Origin of the sequence: Natronococcus sp. CG52 (genome assembly GCF_023913515.1) — an archaeon.
In the GTDB taxonomy this organism is placed as follows: domain Archaea; phylum Halobacteriota; class Halobacteria; order Halobacteriales; family Natrialbaceae; genus Natronococcus; species Natronococcus zhouii.
Genome location: NZ_CP099391.1, coordinates 2,002,970 through 2,018,521, shown reverse-complemented (window position 1 = coordinate 2,018,521; position 15,552 = coordinate 2,002,970). Strand labels below are relative to the sequence as shown.

At 65.4% G+C, this 15,552-nt stretch carries 11 protein-coding genes; 4 read left to right on the top strand and 7 right to left on the bottom strand.

The genetic code is table 11. From position 1 onward, the window contains the following. Positions 1-710: 710 nt before the first annotated feature. Complete coding sequence (locus NED97_RS10225) at positions 711-2,780, top strand: cation:proton antiporter (protein WP_252486949.1); 2,070 nt, start codon at positions 711-713, stop codon at positions 2,778-2,780. Positions 2,781-3,210: 430 nt separating this feature from the next. Here the strand turns inward: NED97_RS10225 and NED97_RS10220 are convergent, their stop codons facing one another. Then, positions 3,211-4,476 (bottom strand): polysaccharide deacetylase family protein, encoded by a 1,266-nt coding sequence (locus NED97_RS10220; protein ID WP_252486948.1) that lies wholly within the window; start codon positions 4,474-4,476, stop codon positions 3,211-3,213. A 362-nt stretch (positions 4,477-4,838) separates the two neighbouring features. On the opposite strand from NED97_RS10220, the gene NED97_RS10215 reads away from it, so the two are divergent. Next, positions 4,839-5,021, top strand: a complete 183-nt coding sequence (locus tag NED97_RS10215; protein WP_252486947.1) for a DUF5786 family protein — start codon at positions 4,839-4,841, stop codon at positions 5,019-5,021. A gap of 153 nt (positions 5,022-5,174) precedes the next feature. Here NED97_RS10215 and NED97_RS10210 read toward each other — a convergent pair whose 3' ends face one another. From NED97_RS10210 to NED97_RS10185, 6 genes are all read right to left on the bottom strand, one after another. Continuing rightward, positions 5,175-5,897 (bottom strand): helix-turn-helix domain-containing protein, encoded by a 723-nt coding sequence (locus NED97_RS10210; RefSeq protein WP_252486946.1) that lies wholly within the window; start codon positions 5,895-5,897, stop codon positions 5,175-5,177. Positions 5,898-6,123: 226 nt separating this feature from the next. After that, positions 6,124-9,264 (bottom strand): bacterio-opsin activator domain-containing protein, encoded by a 3,141-nt coding sequence (locus NED97_RS10205; protein WP_252486945.1) that lies wholly within the window; start codon positions 9,262-9,264, stop codon positions 6,124-6,126. Positions 9,265-9,478: 214 nt separating this feature from the next. Next, entirely contained in the window at positions 9,479-9,901 is a 423-nt protein-coding gene (locus NED97_RS10200) for a universal stress protein (protein ID WP_252486944.1), read from the bottom strand. Positions 9,902-9,987: 86 nt separating this feature from the next. Further along, entirely contained in the window at positions 9,988-10,662 is a 675-nt protein-coding gene (locus NED97_RS10195; protein WP_252486943.1) for a cytochrome c biogenesis protein CcdA, read from the bottom strand. A 6-nt stretch (positions 10,663-10,668) separates the two neighbouring features. Beyond that, on the bottom strand, positions 10,669-11,214 hold the full coding sequence (locus tag NED97_RS10190) for a TlpA family protein disulfide reductase (protein ID WP_252486942.1): 546 nt from the start codon (positions 11,212-11,214) through the stop codon (positions 10,669-10,671). A gap of 2 nt (positions 11,215-11,216) precedes the next feature. After that, on the bottom strand, positions 11,217-12,071 hold the full coding sequence (locus NED97_RS10185) for an SCO family protein (RefSeq protein WP_252486941.1): 855 nt from the start codon (positions 12,069-12,071) through the stop codon (positions 11,217-11,219). Positions 12,072-12,386: 315 nt separating this feature from the next. On the opposite strand from NED97_RS10185, the gene NED97_RS10180 reads away from it, so the two are divergent. Together NED97_RS10180 and NED97_RS10175 are read left to right on the top strand one after the other, a co-directional pair. Continuing rightward, positions 12,387-13,904 carry a hypothetical protein gene (locus NED97_RS10180; RefSeq protein ID WP_252486940.1) on the top strand — a complete coding sequence of 506 codons (1,518 nt, stop codon included), beginning with the start codon at positions 12,387-12,389 and terminating at the stop codon, positions 13,902-13,904. 73 nt (positions 13,905-13,977) lie between these two features. Beyond that, a complete protein-coding gene (locus NED97_RS10175; RefSeq protein ID WP_252486939.1) occupies positions 13,978-15,075 on the top strand; it encodes an iron transporter in 1,098 nt (365 codons plus the stop codon). Positions 15,076-15,552: the final 477 nt, after the last annotated feature.

The window sequence follows — 15,552 nt, the reverse complement described above, 5'->3', positions numbered from 1 at the left end:
CGAATGCTCCCCCGTATCAGTCGTGCTCGTGTCATAGTTAGTCGTTCGTCCGTGATGGTTGTTCGAAAGAGCGAACGAGACACGGACATGAGACACGCTAAAACCTCCTGAACCCATTACTATAGACGGACTACCGACCCCTGTAGCGGTCGAATACTTCGTTCGTGACGTTTCGGCTCCGATTTTGTTCCCCGGTAGCTGTGTGGCCCATCCTTCCACGCCTGTCTGGACGAGCGTTTGATTCCGAAGTAGCGCGTTCGAAGACGGCGATCGAATCCCTCGAGAGACGTCGGTATGTCAACCGAACGCACTGATCGATCAGCAGTATGGCGGGGAAAACGGCCAGTACCGGTCGATGAACTGCGGGTATGCCGAGCGAACGATCGGGGACGGAACTGCCGGATAACGCGCTCGCGAAGAACAAACGTCCGAGACTCGACGAGGTACGCGACTGAAAGTGAAAGTTCGTCTACTGAATGTCCGAAGTCACGCCCTTCCTTCTTCCTTTTTTCCCGGTTGAGTCGAACTCGTCACTCCTCTCCCCATCAAAGTCCGATATCCGACATTTTATTACCTGTCCACACTATCTCCCGCTCACGACTACTCTACGCGGAGCCAGACCGGCCCCGATATCCGTATTCCCTGCCACCATCGATGTCACGACACGTGCGAACGAACCCGGAAGCCGCCGACAGCCAGCCGTACTGACGATGATCACGCCAGTTATCTCGTTCGTCGCCGACGGTGTGGGACTTCCACTCGAGCAGCCCGTGCTGATCTTTACGCTCGCAATGCTGATCTTCCTGGTCGGACCGCTGCTCGTCAAGCGACTGGGACAGCCGGGGATCGTCGGAATCGTCGTCTTCGGCGCGATCATCGGACCCGGCGCGACCGGAATCGTCGAACACTCCGACGCGATCGAACTGCTCGGGGAGGTCGGACTGATCTATCTGCTGTTCACGGTCGGACTCGAACTCGATCTCCAGGGATTCAAGGAAGCCCCCGAGAACGCTGCGCTGTTCGGCCTGGCGAGTTTCTTCCTGCCGTTTACCGTCGGGACCGTCGCCACCTACGCGATTCTCGGCCTCGATATGTGGGCGGCACTGTTGCTCTCGTCGGTGTTCGCGTCGCACACCTTGCTCGCGTATCCCATCGTCAACCGGTTCGGCGTCACGAAAAACCGGGCCGTCACCGCCGTTTTCGGCGGAATTCTCTTTACCGACACGCTCGCGCTGGTCGTGCTCGCGGTCGTCACCGGCGCCGTACAGGACGGGCTCTCCGTCCTGCTGTTCGGTCAGATCGCGTTCTCGCTCGCCGTCCTGTTCGGCGGTGCCTGGTTCCTCCTCCCCCCGGTCTCGCGGTGGTTCTTCCAGAACTTCAGCGAGGAGAGTTACTTCGAGTTCCTGTTCGTGATGGTCGCGATCTTCGCCGCCGCCAGCCTCGCCGAAGTCCTCGACCTCGCGCCCATCCTCGGCGCGTTCGTCGCCGGACTGGCGCTCAACCAGCTCATTCCCCAGGGCGGAACGCTGATGAACCGCGTCGAGTTCGTCGGAAACGCCTTCTTCATCCCGTTTTTCCTGTTGCACGTCGGCATGCTCGTCGACCTCGGGGTCATCTTCGACGGGCCGGAAACTCTCCAGGTCGCCGCGCTCGTCATCGTGGTTATGATCGCGACGAAGGGCGCCGCGGCGTGGGTCGTCGCAGAGGTCCAGGATTACACCAAACACGAACGCGACGTCATCTTCGGACTCTCGACCGGGCAGGCCGCCGCCGCGCTCGCGATCACGCTCATCGGGTTCGAGGCCGGACTGTTCGGGTCGGCGATCCTCAACGCCGTCGTCCTCATGTTGCTCGTTACCGCACTCGTGAGCCCGTGGATGACCGAGCGAGCCGCGAACCGACTCGCGCTCGAACGCGAAGTCGAAGGCGAGGACGACGGGGCGAAGGATCCGAACATCCTGTTGCCGCTGTCGCACAACGCGGAACTCCAGCAGCGCCTGCTCGAACTGTCGTTCGTGATCAAGGGCGACGCCGGCACCAACCCGGTTCACGTAATGACCGTCGTGCAGCCCGACACGAGCCAGCCAGCCGAACGGCAGATCGCGAAGATCCAGACCGACCTCGACGAACTCGCGGCCGAGGGGAGCGCCGCCGAAGTACCCATCCAGACCGAAGCCCGCGTCAACCACAACGTCGCCTCCGGCATCGTCCAGGGAGCGGTCGAGGTCCAGGCCGACCAGATCATCATGGGCTGGGACGCGGGCCAGAGCTTCAGCCACCGGATCTTCGGGAGTATCATCGACCAGGTGCTCGAGCGAACTACGTTACCGGTTCTCATCTCCCGGCTGGGTCATCCGATCAACACGACCCGGCGGATCTTCGTGGTCGTTCCGATCGGCGCCGACCACCACGAGGGGTTCTACGAGGCCGTCCACTTCGTCAAGCGAATCGCCGCGAATCTCGGCGCCGAACTGAACGTCCTCGTCGTCGAGGGCTCCGGTCACCAGTTCGAACAGCTGTTCAGCCTCGTCGAGGAGGACGTCACCGCCGAGTTCGATTCGATCGACGACTGGGGGCGGCTGCTTCCGAGGCTCGAGGAGGAAACCGACGACGACGACCTGATCGTCGCCATCTCGCCGCGTCGGGGAGACGTGGGCTGGCACAACGAACTCGAGGACCTCCCCGCTCGGCTCGCCGACATGCCGCCGGAGTCGTTCATCACGATCCACCCGCGCCAGGGCGAACCGGAGTACGACCGGCAGTACCTGCGGCTCAAGTAGCGGGCGTCGGTTCTCGAGAGTCCGGTCCCGTCCGCTCGTCGGTAGCAGTAGATCGGAGCGCGTTCCGTACTCGGAATTCTCCGTGAACGTTCCGTTACGTACGGGTGAAGGCGTTACCGCTGCGGTCGAGCGCGGGTGCTGCACCCGCGAGCGATCGGCGGGAGCGAGCGGCCTTTTTAGCGTAGATTTTTGGAGGAGAGGCGAGCGAGCAACGCGAGCGAACCCGACGAGAAAAAGGTACTTCCGCATCCCTACGTAACGGAGCGGAGTTTTCGACGTGAATCAGCTCGAGAGGAGACCGTGTTACGTACAGGTGAAGGAAGTATTGCGATTCAGTCGCGAGTGCTGCACCCGAAACGAGCGAAGGGTGTGAGCGGGCTTTGTGACATCGGGTGTGCACCTAGCGCGGAACACCGAGGTCGCGTCTCCCTCAATAGACGTACTCGTCGGCCATCTCGTCGGGCGTAATCACGTCCAGCTCGCCCGCCGCGACGTACTCGTCGAGTCGGGCTAACACTTCCTCGAGGCCCGCACGCACGTTTTCGTTCTCGAGTTGGTAGAACGCGAAGTTCGTGATCCCGTCCCACTCGACGGTGCGCTCGAGTGCCTCCGCCGCCTCCTCGACACCGGGATTGGCGACGACCGAACAGAGGTGCGGGTTGCCCGCGTATCCTTGCGCTTCCGACTGCCCTGCGAACGCGAGATCGTAGTTCTCCCGTACGAGTTCGTACGATTCTTCGGTGTACTGCGAGTTGGGATACGCAAAGAACCGAGCACCGTCTTCGTACCCCTCGTCGTTGAGCCACTCGATCGGGTCGGCGATGACGTCTTCCAGCCGACTCGAGTCGACGCTGTCGAGTTGCTGCCCGGTAGCCGGCTGTGCGCCGATCGTCCAGCCGGCGTCGGCGAGTTCTTCGAGCTGATCAGTCGTAAGGTGGTGACGTTCGCCTCGATCGTCCTCGCGAACGCGGTCGGTCGGGACGAATGCGGTCGCCGGGAACTCGTACTTCGAGACGCGCGACAGCCCTTCGGTGTAGTGCGTCTCGTATCCGCCGTGGAACTGGAGCATCACCTTGCCCGAACTGGCCTTGGGGACGAAGTGGAAGTCGTCGATCCACTGGCGCCCCTCGGCGTCGCCGCCGAACCAGCGAATGACTTGGAGGACCACGACCTCGCTCATGTCGGGTTCCCCTCGAATGCGAGTGACTCCGAAATTATTGGGTGTGAGCGGCATGTCGCCCATAATCTGCTGGCTGTACTCGAGGTAGTGAGCGTCCTCGTCCTGGAGTTGGATACGTACCACTCCCTGGTCCGTGTCGGTAGCCGTCGCGAGCCCGGGTGCGACGTCTCTGACGTCGATAGGCTCGTCTAGTTCGCGGCGAACTCGAACCTGGCCGTCCGACTCCGTCGACGACGTGAGGAGCGCCGACTGCGATCCGTCGAACGAGCGACTCGCGTCCGCCTCGAGGAACCCGATATCCTGCCACTCCCACCACTCGTCGAGGTCCTCGAAGTCGTCGAACGTTCCAACCAGCTCCGGATAGTCGTCCGAGTCGGAGCCGTCGGAATCGTCGGACGACTCCGTGCTGTCGTCGGAAGGTTCGCCGTCCGTATCCGATTCGCCAGGACCACCGAGTTCCGTACAACCGGAGAGGGCGATCGCTGCCCCCGTCGCAAGATAGGTTCGTCGATCCATTTGACATCGAAACCGCAGCCTGAATCGATGGATTGTTATGTGCTACGTATCTCAAGTTCAACTTATTTTACCCGAGGATAATTTTCGGTAGTCAGATCCAACGCAGTTGATACACGATAACTGGTCGATACGAGGCGACTACGTCGACGACCAACCCGGGACGTTCGTGAGCAGCACGAGTCTGCGGTGGACCGAATGACCGGTCTACTCGTACTCGAGTGGACTGGCACTGGTTATACGCCAGTGTAATATCGACGACTGCCGTGTGGAAACACGTTCCTGAGCCGAGAACTGAGTGAGAGAGCCACCCAGTGACGAACCGAATCGCCACCCCTTTTGGGGAGACGATCCCAGTTTCTGCTATGGGTTTCGGTAGCTACGACGAATCCGAGCAGCAACAACAGCAGTCGAACGACGACGACGTTGACGCCGTCAACGTCCACGAGAACGACCACGACGGACAGCTCTCCTTCGAGTCCGACGTCTCGACCGACCAGCTGGTCTCGCAGCTGGGTTCGATGAAGGACGAGGAGTCCGAGGACTAATTCGAACTCGCGCCGACGGGAGGGAAACACGAACGACCGGTCGTTCCTGCGGTCGCTGTTACTCGAGTCGATTCGAACGCCGTCGAAGACACCGAGCGGTGTCACGATCAGTACCGCACGCCGATAGCGGCTCGGCGGATCGCCGACTCGTCCTCAGGAAAAGGCCGAGGCACAGAGTTCGTCGATCGCCCGCCGCAACCGCTGAGAGATCGCCGACTTCGAGACGTCGAGCCGGTCGGCGAGTTCGTTCTGGGAGATCCGCCGCGGCACGTCGAAGTAGCCTTCCTCGTAGGCGACGGCCAGCAGCTCCTGTTGTTTTTCCGTCAGGGAGACGACGCTCTCGCGCTCCTCGTCGGCGATTCGGAGGTGTTCGACGGTCACCGAGACGTCGAGTTCGCGACAGCGCCCGTTGAACGCGACGAGCGCGTCCCGGTTGGGGAACCGAAGCTGGAACTGCCAGCCGTCTCGAGAACTCGAGCAGTCGCGTAACCGGCCGCCGACGGCGGCGGTCGCCTCGACGAGCGTAATCGCTCGATCGGTGAGTGCGACGCGGTAGATCTGTCGGTCGGAATAGCGGTCCACGAGAACCGGATCTGAGACGGTCGGATCGATTTCGAGGGCCGTCTCGAACCCGTCGAACTCCGGGCCGTAAGCCGTGAAAAACAGGAACGTCCGTCCGGCGTCGCCTGCGGTCCAGTAGTCGGGCTCGACGGTGATCGCGGGTGCGCGGCGAAGCGACGGCCGGAGAACGAGATCCGGGTGCTGAAGACAGAGCTGTGCGACGATGCCTCCCTCCGCCTGCGAACGGACGCCGGCGCGATCGACGTCGCAATCGACGCCAGCGGCGAGGTCGAGGCTCACGAGTCGATCCGCCATCCGGGGAGATGACAGCGATAAGACGATATTACCGGGTCCGTGCTCATCGAATGGCTGATTCGAGCGTAAGCAAATGGTGGTAGCGGCTAGACAGCAACACCGGCCCCCGGACGATGGCTATAGCTATTCAGCCATCATTCGATCGGAGTGTCACTGCCGGACGAACGTGCGAGGCGTAGTCGGGCGATACTGGCCGGTAATATCTGTGTACTGGTCCGAATCGGGCTCACTCGAGTCCGTCGAACTCCTCGAACAGCAGCGAGAAGAGCTTCCCCTGGGCGATCCGCACGTGGCGGCTGAAGGTCGGCTGCGAGACGTCGAGCGAGTCGGCGATCTCCTCGCCGGTACTCTCGCGGGGCCACTCGAAGAAGCCGCCGTAGTAGGCGGCCTCGAGCGTCCGACGCTGTCGCTCGGAGAGCCGCTCCCGGAGCGCCGCGCCGAACGTGTGCTCGTCGTCGGGCGATCGCTCGCGCTCGCGGCGAGCGACGAGTTCGGTGCTCGGATACCGCCGTTCGAGCATTCGAACGAACGAGCGGACGTCGACCGTGCCGGAGAGTTCCGCGACGAGTCGGACCCGATCGTCGGTCGGGGTCAGCGATCGGACGACGCCGCCGTGATCGGCGACGGCCGCGGCGATCGACGACTCGGCGAGGACGAGTTCGACGAGCGCGTCGTCCGCTCGCTCTCCGACGGGTCGAACCGACTCGACGACCTCGAGTCCGGAGAGCGCGTCGGCGATCGTCTCCGGATCGTCCGCCGTGACGGTCGCGAAGACGACCGATCCACCCGAGGACCGTGGAACGACGGATCGCACCTCGAGCGTCCGGTCCAGTCGGGCCGCGACCGACGACAGCGGCTCGGTTTCGTCCCGGAGCACGAGTTCGAGTTCGGTGACGTCGTCGGAGAGCAGCGCGGTCCTGGTTTCGATCGCGCCGATGGCGGACGCACCGACCGCCGCGAGGTGTTCGATCGCGCGGCGGGTGCGTTCGTCGAACGCGTTCGGCTCGTCCGCGTAGACCGTGAGCGTTCCGTAGAGAAAGTCGTCGAGGACGAGCGGGACGCTCAGGGCCGACCGAAACCCCTGCTCGAGCGCGCGCTCGCGCCACGGTTCGTCCGTCCCGCGGGCTATCGCCTCGACGACCGTCGTCTCCAGGGTCGCCGACGTCCGGCCCGCCGGATCGCCGGCCGACGGATCCCGCGAGATCGAGACCGACTCCAGGTACGCCTCGCCACGCCCGACCGCTTCCCGCGAGCGGATCGTCTCGCCGCCGCTCGCGGCGTCGCCTATCCAGGCCAGCTCGACCGAGCCGCCGTCGAGTTCGAGCGACGCGACCCCCTCGCAGAGCCGCCGGTCGATCCCCTCCCGAGTGGTCGCCCGAAGCAGTTCGCGTTCGGTCGACCGAAGCTGTCGGAGCCGATCCAGGGCGGCCTCGAGCGATGCGCACTCCCGTCGTCGCTCCCTCTCCAGCGAGGCGTACTCGAGCTCGTCGAGGGCAACGGCGGCGATCCCGGCGAGCGTCTCGAGCGGCCCGAGATCGATCGGGTCGAACGCCAGCGGTTCGGTGCTGGTCGCGAACAGAACGTTGGCCCCGACGGGGACGGTCACGATCTGCTCCGCGCGGACGCCGGATCGGGAGAGAAAGGACTCGAGCGGCCGACGGTCGTGGATCGACGCACCGTCGTCGCGGATCGACTCAAGCGGAACGATCGACCGGTCGACGGACGGGAGGTCGGTCGACGACGGGTCTCGCGTCGCGACTGCTGCCGGTCTGAGCGCCGCCTCGTCGACGAGGTAGAATCCCGCGAATTCGGCGCCGGTAAGCTCGAGCGCCGTGTCGGCGACGGTCTGTCGGACGTTCGATCGCGAGTCGGCGTCGCGGATCGACGCGACTGCCTCCTCGAGTTCCGACAGCGCACCGGCGGGCGAGCGACGCCTGTCGCGAACGACACAGAGCGTCCGACCGTCGCCCGGGATCGGGGCGACAAAGACGTCGACCGGACGTCGCTCGCCGAGGACGAGATTACCCGGAATCGGATCCATCCACCTGACGACCGACGACTGACCGCGTTCGCGGATCGCCGCCGCCAGTTCGTCGTCGAACAGTTCATCGACCCCCCGTCCGACGAGCGCGTCGGCTCCGGTCAGTTCGAACGACGTCGCGTTCGCCAGCGTAACGGTCGAGTCCTCGAGCACGAGGATCCCGTCCTCGAGCGCGTCGACGACCGACTCGAGGAGCGCGAGGCGGTCCCGATCGGCCGTTGCGCCCGTCTCTCCTGGCCCGTCCGATTCCACCGATTCGCGCGCGTGGACGATGATTCCGCGCTCCGAAGGAATGGCACGAACTCGAAGCGGTCGTTCCGGTTTCGGATGCGCCGTCTCGAACACGACGGGAGAATCGGTCGTCCGCGTCTCTCGGAGCCGTTCTGCGAACGTAGAGCGAACTGTCTCGGGCAAGACGTCCCAGACGACGGTCCCCGGCCTCGGCTCGCCGTCGAACAGTTCAGTCGCCGCGTCGTTGGCGTACCGAAGCTCCCACCGCGGGCCCAGCGCGAACAGCGGCTCCTCGAGCCGATCGAGCGACTCGCGAACGTCGTCGGCCGGCGACCGATCCGGGACGGTCGACGTGACGGTCACGACGACGCCCGCAACCTGCGGATCCTCGAGCCGGTTGACCGCGTGCAGGTCGGTCACGCGCCAGGTTTCGTCGGCGCGGCGTAGCCGAATCGTGACGCGTTCCGACGCGCCGAAGGGGCCGCTCGAGACCGTCTCGAGCACGTCCTGCGCATCGTCGCGGTCGTCGGGGTGGACGAGTCGCGTCGTCCCCCGTCGCTCGAGTTCGTCGGTCGTCACGCCCAGCCTGGATTCGACGGCGGGGCTCGCGTACGTGATCTCGCCCTCGGCGTCGACCACCCAGACCGGCGCGTTCGACCCCTCGAGTATCGACCGGTATTTCGATACGGAGCTCTCCGCCGCGAGCCGGTAGCGTTCCCGTTCGGCGGCGGTTCTGACGCGAGCGGCGACGACCGAGGCCGGATCGTCGGGAGTGACGACGTCGGTCGCACCCGACTCGAGTGCACCCTCCGCCGCGTGCTCGTCGACGACGGCGACGACCGGCAGCGATTCCGCCCGACTGCGAACGCGACCGACGGTCGACTCGCCGTCGCTTTCGTCGAACGCGCAGACGGCACAGTGAACGTCGACCGCTTCGAGGCGCGCGAGCGCGCTCGAGGGCGTTCGTTCCCGAAACACCGAAACGGAGTCGAACTGCGTGGCGAGTGCGTCCATCACCGCGTCGATCCGACGCGAATCGCCGACGACCAGCACCCGGAGGGGGGGATCGACGACGGCGGTCGACTCATTCAGCATTCCGACCCCCTCGCTCGAGAGACGACGGGCTCCACCGGGTGACGACCGCAGGATCGAGCGTTCGGACGGACGAAAACCGACGATCTGCCACGATAGCGTCCCGTTTCCGACGAGCGGAGTTAATTATCGATCCCGTATCCACGGGTAGCGTTCCATTACGAGATCGGCTGGCGAAGCGAAAATCCGTGGAACGGCGACCGGACGGCTCCGGCCGCTACGTTTCCTCGCGAACCGTGACGACGGGTACCGGCGCGTTCCGGACGACTTCCTCGGCGACGCTGCCGACGATCAGATGGTCGAGCCCCGTTCGGCCGACCGTTCCCACGACGATCATGTCGGCCCCGTGTTGCTCCGCGACGTCGACGATCTCCTCCTGGGGAACGCCGTGACGGATCGTCGTCGCAACATCGATACCCCGGCCGGTTGCCTCCGTTTCGGCCCGTTCGAGCGCCTCCGCGGCCTGGTCTTCGAGGTCGGCTCGCATCTGGTCACGCTTCTTCGAGCCGTGCGGTCCGTCCTCGGAGACCGAAACGATGTGCAGCGTCGCGTCGAGTCGGCTCGCGAGCTCGATCGCGTGGTCGGTTGCCTGGCGAGCGCCGTCACTCCCGTCCGTCGCGAGCAGAAGCTCTTGATACATCCTCGTCTTCTAGTTCGTCGAACCGGCTGATACGTTTCCTACCTGCAGTTGCCAGGAACTGTGCGACACAGTCTCGATGGCGTCGATCAGATCGCCTCGAGAACGACGATCGCGAGGTACAGCTGGCCGATCCCGGCGACGATCATGATCGCTCCGGCGAGTCGCCGAAGGGTTCCGCCGTACGCCGCCAATCGCCCGGCTCCGGCCGCGAGGCCCATTCCCGTCGCCACGGTCAGCGAGACCATGAGCAGGAAGACGCTCCCCACGTAGGTCCCGATCACCAGCACTGCCGACGAGGTCGGGAGTGCGAGTGCGCTGGCGATCACGCCGAGGAACACCGGTGCGACGCAGCCGGCCGCGGCTAGCGCATACCCCGCGCCGAAGATTCCGAACCCGAGCGCCCCGGATCGGCGCTTCGGCAGAGCGACCGACAGTGACGGTGCCCGGTCGATCAGGATGAGAACGCCAACGACGACCAGTACGGCCCCGACGAGCGGTTCGAAGACGACGACGTTCGACAGCACCGAGTGACCGATCCAGAACGCGACGCCGAGCAAAAGCCCGAACGTCGCGAGAACGCCGGCACCGGCGATCAATCCCCGTCCGAGAGCACTCGCCAGCGAGGACTCCTCGGCCTCGGTCTGGCTCACGTAGAAGCCGACGTAGCCGGGCAATAGCGGGTACGCACACGGCGAAAAGAAGGTAAAGACGCCCGCCGTCAGCGCGAACGCGAGCGTCGACAGCAGGGTCGCGTCGAGCATTACTGATCACTCGTCCTCGAGCGCGTCCTCGATTCGTGAGACGACCTCGTCGCTGGTCTTGCGACCGGCCTCGTCCCACCGAACGTTACCGTCGGCGTCGAAGAGGATCCCGATCGGCGTCGCCGTCCCGTAGTGGACGATCAGTTCCGAACTCGCGTCGCGGCCGACCTGCCAGCGGCCGTCGTACTCGTCCCACCAGTCGGCCAGTTCGTCATCGGAGACCTGATCCTCCCCCTCGTTCGTGACCGAGATGAACGTCACGTCGTCGCCAACTCGGTCGTAAGCCTCGCCGAGTTCGGGCATCTGCTTCGTACACACACTACAGGTCGTCGCGAACAGGTCGACGAACGTCACCTCCCCCTCGGCGGGAACGCGCTGCGTTCCGTCCTCGCTGCCGGTCGCCTCGACCGTCTCGATCTCGACCGGATCGTGGTGGGGCTCCTCGCCGCCGTCATCGAGGCCACTCGAGGGGAGTCCGTAGACGGCGAGCGCACCGGCGCCCGCGAGCGTTCCGGCGCTCGCGACGCCCGCGAGAACGTTACGCCGTCGCATACTTACTCGACCACCGTTCGAACGTCGTCGATGATCGCCCGCGGCCGCGTCTCGTCGCGTCCGTCCGTCGCGTTCGGGTACGATCGCTCGACGATCCCCTGCTCGTTGACGAGGAACGCGATGTAGTAGTGGACGTCCTCGGGGTCGTCCGCGTCCCCGTCGTCCTCGGAATCGTCTGTCTCTTCGTCGCCGTGGGCATCGTCCTCGTGACCGTGGTCGTCGTCACCGTGGTCCTGCTCACCGTCCTCCTGGTCGCTGTCCTCGTGACCGTCGTGGTCCTCGTGTCCCTGCTCGTCGTCTTCGTGGTCGTGATCGTCCTCGCCGTGGTCGTGACCGCCGATCTGTGCGGGAACGCCGATCTCGTCGTTGAGCAGGCTCATGGCCTCCTCGTTGGTTTCCGGCCGGAGGAAGTGCCAGTTGTCCGCCTCGATGTTGACACCGTACTGTTCGCCGTACTCGCGAAGCGCCTCGGCGTCGTCTGTCTCCGGATCGAACGTCATCGCCAGCAGTGCGACGTCGTCGTCGTACCCCTGTTCAGCGGCGTCCTCCTGGACGAGTTGCAGGAGGCTGGTCAGGGCGCCGCAGTCTTCGGTGCAGGAGGTGTAGATGAACGTCAGCAGGTACGAACGCTCGCCCTCGAAGTCGGCGAGTGAGACGTCGGTCCCCTCGTGCGGATCCGGAAGCGTAAACGTCGGGAACTCGTCCCCGTGGACCGGATGACTCGGCTCCCCGCGGGAGCGGTCCGGCGGGTCGAGGGCCGTCTCGCCGTCCCCGACGACGGGGAGATCGCCGAGACATCCCGACAGTCCGACTGCGCCGGCCGCGCCCAGCGTTCCCAGATACGCGCGTCGTTTCATACCCGAATCGTAGGAGTGGGGAGGCAAATGTTCGTTGGTTCGATTTCTGAAAGGGAAAAACGCCGCCGTTGAGCGGGTTCTTCCGCGGGTCATCTCCATCTCGGAGGAGATCTATGACCACACGGAACGCGTTCGTCGACCGGAGCCGACACGTATCGTACCAACTGAAACGGTTTCCACACCGATCGCACTGTTCGCGGTTCTCGCTTGCTTCGCTCGCTCCGAACCGCGCTCCCGTCGTGCGATCGGGTGTGCAGTGGCTGTCAGCGGCTACTATAGATACATGTATGTGGCACACCGTTGTCCGCTCCGTCAATGTCGTCGCCGATCGCACGCCGGAGTGCGTTCGCCGTCAGCGTCGGAGCGGCCGCGATCGCCGCTGCCGTCGCGACCGACACGGCCGCGGCATCGAACGTCGCCGCCGGTCTCAGCGACGAACGAACCGTAACGGTCCCGACCTGGCTCACGCTCCTCACCGGTGGTGCCGCCGTCGGCGCGTCCGCGCTGCTCGCCGCGCTCGTCACCGACCGGCGGTTTATCGACGCCCTCCACGACTGGGAGCTGTCGCTCGTCCTCGGGCGCTCGCAGCAGGGAGCCGACGCCGAGCAGTCGACGGCGGTTCCGACGCCTCCGCGATGGCTCGTCGCCGGGAGCGCGCTCGGCTCGGTACTCGGGCTGCTGGCGCTCGGCGCCGTCGTGTTCGTCGGGCTCGAGGGCCCCGCGATGGGAACCGCTAACCTCGCGGTCCTGCTCTCGTTCGTCGGTCTCCGCGCGGTGCTGCCGATGGTCGCGTTCCTCGTCGTCGATCCCTGGCCGACGCTCGATCCGTTTCGAACGCTCGCGAACGGCGCGAGCGGGATCCTGGCTCGCGTCCGCGGCTCACGGTCGTCTACGGAGGGCCGTCGAAACCCGGCGGCGACCGGTCTGTTCGAGTATCCGTCCCGGCTCGCGTCCTGGCCGGCCGTGATCGGACTGGCCGCGCTCGTCTGGCTCGAGTTGGTGCTTCCGGTGACGACGGAGCCGCGTCTGCTCGCGCTGCTCGCGCTCGGCTACGCCGGCTCCGTCGTCGTCGGCTCCGTTCTCTTCTCGCCCGCAGCCTGGATTCGGCACGCGGATCCGCTGGCAACCCTGTTCCGCCTCTACGGCGCCGTCGCGCCGATCCAGCGCCGAGACGGCGAGTTTCGCCTCGCGGTCCCCGGTTCGCGACTCCGGGACGGAGACGTGGTCGCGGACGCGAGCGGGGTCGCGTTCGTTCTCCTGCTCGTCTGGGAGCTCACGTTCAACGGTTTCATCGTCACGCCACCGGGCGCTCGCACCGTCGAGGCGCTCGTCGGGGGCGGTCTTCCCGCACCCGCGGCGTACCTGCTGGGGCTGGCCGGCGGCTACGCGCTGGCGCTCGGGCTGTACGGCCTCGCGACCCACGCGTCGCGTCGGCTCGCACCGACGTACCTCGCCGAGCGCGTCCTCGCCCGACGGTTCGCGCCGCCGCTGCTCGCGATCGCCGCGGGCTACCACCTGGCCCACTACGTCGGGTTCGCGGTCTCACTCGCGCCCGCAACGCTCGACGCCGCGGCGAATCCGCTCTCGCCGCCGGTGAATCCGACGACGCTCGCCCTGCCGGGGTGGATGGGCGCCCTCGAGATCGGAACGCTCCTGCTGGGCCACCTGCTCGCGATCTGGGCCGCTCACGCGGTCGCCTACGACGTCTTTCCCGGCCGGCTACAGGCGGTCCGCAGCCAGTACCCGTTCGTCGCCCTGATGGTGGCGTACACCGCCGTGAGCCTGTGGCTGCTGACGATGCCGACGACGCAGCCGCCGTACGTCGCCGGCTGAGTCTCGCGGATCGACTTGCGACGCGAATCGATAACCGATACTCGTTTTTTCGCCGGCGCCGAACCCTTCGGCCATGGACCGTCGGGACATCCTCCGTGGCACGGCGGCCGCCTGTACGCTCGGCGCCGCCGGCTGTCTCGAGCGCCTCGGTTTCGAGGAGGAGTCCGCCTGGGCGAACCCGCCGCTCGTGGAGGATCGACCGAACGCCGTCTACCTGCCCGCCAGCGCCGAGGAGATGGGCGTCTACGGAACGACGAGCGAGGGCGATGTCGCCCTCGAACTGTCGTACACGTTCCCCCACCGGTTCTGGGTACCCGGCCAGGGCGGTAGTCGGGTCGAGGTCGACGCCGACGACAGCATACACCTCATGCTGACGGTCTGGGACGTCGAAACCGGAACCGTCTTGCCGGTAGACGTAACCCTCGAGCTCCGGCAGGAGGGCGAGCAGATCGACGGCGTCGGCGGTTCGCCCTGGCCGATGCTCTCTCAGCGGATGGGGTTTCATTACGGCGACAACGTTCGGCTGCCCGGCGAGGGTGAGTACACGCTCAGCGCTCGCGTCGGCCCCGTCGACGCGGTCCGAACCGGTGCGTTCGAGGGCCGCCTGAACGAACCGGTGACCCTCGAGGTCGCGTTCGCGTTCGATCGCTCGGACATCCACGACCTCGAGTTCACGCTCGTCGACGAGGACCGACGCGGCGAGCGCGACGCGCTACCGTTGATGGATCACGAAGCGGGACACGGCCACGGTGACGGCAACGGTAGCCCGCCGCCCACCTCGCGGGGACCGCCCGTCGACGACCTTCCCGGTGATCTGCTCGGGACCGAACGCAGCGCCGACGCAAAGATTTCCGCCGTGGAAGCGGACCTCGAGCGGTTCGGCGACGACTCGTATCTGGCCGTCTTCCCGCGGACGCCGTACAACGACGTCGTTCTCCCGTTGACGTCGCTGACGGCGACGATCGACCGCGACGGATCGACGGCGCGCGAGGAGCCGCTTTCCGAGACGCTCGATCACGAATTCGGCCACCACTACGGAACCGCGATCGATCCGCTCGAGGCGAGCGACGAGGTGACGGTCGCGGTCGACGCCCCACCGCAGGTCTCCCGCCACGACGGGTACGAGACCGCGTTCTTCGAATTCGAGGACGTAACGTTCACCATCGGCTGATTTAGCGGGGCGTTAGCGGCGAGATCGTCCGATATCCGAGAGGATTGGTAGTTCCTAACACCCGCGTAATCGTCCGCGGCACGTGTCGTTCAACTCCTCAGACGTATCTGGGGTGTTAACTTGACACACGGGCTAGGAAGCTGTGTCAGTTCGAATCGAAAAGTCCACGCCCACTGTTTACGCGAAATAACGCCGGGCTGGGCGCGGAAACGCCGGACGGTCCACTCCGACGAATCGCTTACGACTAGTATAACTATTTGGGTGAATCGGCTACTCGGAACTATGTCGCAATCCAACCACCCAGATGTGCATATCGGTTGCCCGGAGTGTAATGGCACCGTGAACGCATCAGTTCCCCACGGCCCCGGGATCGACGGCGAGCGCAAGCTCAACCACCTCCGCGGGAAGGAAGCCAGTTGCCGGAACTGCGGCCACGAACTCGAACTATACTACTACTGAGCGTGATCGGACGACGCT

Excerpts from the sequence above, each read along its gene's own strand:
- NED97_RS10225 (WP_252486949.1), top strand. The coding sequence starts at position 711 with ATGATCACGCCAGTTATCTCGTTCGTCGCCGACGGTGTGGGACTTCCA.
- NED97_RS10220 (WP_252486948.1), bottom strand. The coding sequence starts at position 4,476 with ATGGATCGACGAACCTATCTTGCGACGGGGGCAGCGATCGCCCTCTCC.
- NED97_RS10215 (WP_252486947.1), top strand. The coding sequence starts at position 4,839 with ATGGGTTTCGGTAGCTACGACGAATCCGAGCAGCAACAACAGCAGTCG.
- NED97_RS10210 (WP_252486946.1), bottom strand. The coding sequence starts at position 5,897 with ATGGCGGATCGACTCGTGAGCCTCGACCTCGCCGCTGGCGTCGATTGC.
- NED97_RS10205 (WP_252486945.1), bottom strand. The coding sequence starts at position 9,264 with ATGCTGAATGAGTCGACCGCCGTCGTCGATCCCCCCCTCCGGGTGCTG.
- NED97_RS10200 (WP_252486944.1), bottom strand. The coding sequence starts at position 9,901 with ATGTATCAAGAGCTTCTGCTCGCGACGGACGGGAGTGACGGCGCTCGC.
- NED97_RS10195 (WP_252486943.1), bottom strand. The coding sequence starts at position 10,662 with ATGCTCGACGCGACCCTGCTGTCGACGCTCGCGTTCGCGCTGACGGCG.
- NED97_RS10190 (WP_252486942.1), bottom strand. The coding sequence starts at position 11,214 with ATGCGACGGCGTAACGTTCTCGCGGGCGTCGCGAGCGCCGGAACGCTC.
- NED97_RS10185 (WP_252486941.1), bottom strand. The coding sequence starts at position 12,071 with ATGAAACGACGCGCGTATCTGGGAACGCTGGGCGCGGCCGGCGCAGTC.
- NED97_RS10180 (WP_252486940.1), top strand. The coding sequence starts at position 12,387 with ATGTCGTCGCCGATCGCACGCCGGAGTGCGTTCGCCGTCAGCGTCGGA.
- NED97_RS10175 (WP_252486939.1), top strand. The coding sequence starts at position 13,978 with ATGGACCGTCGGGACATCCTCCGTGGCACGGCGGCCGCCTGTACGCTC.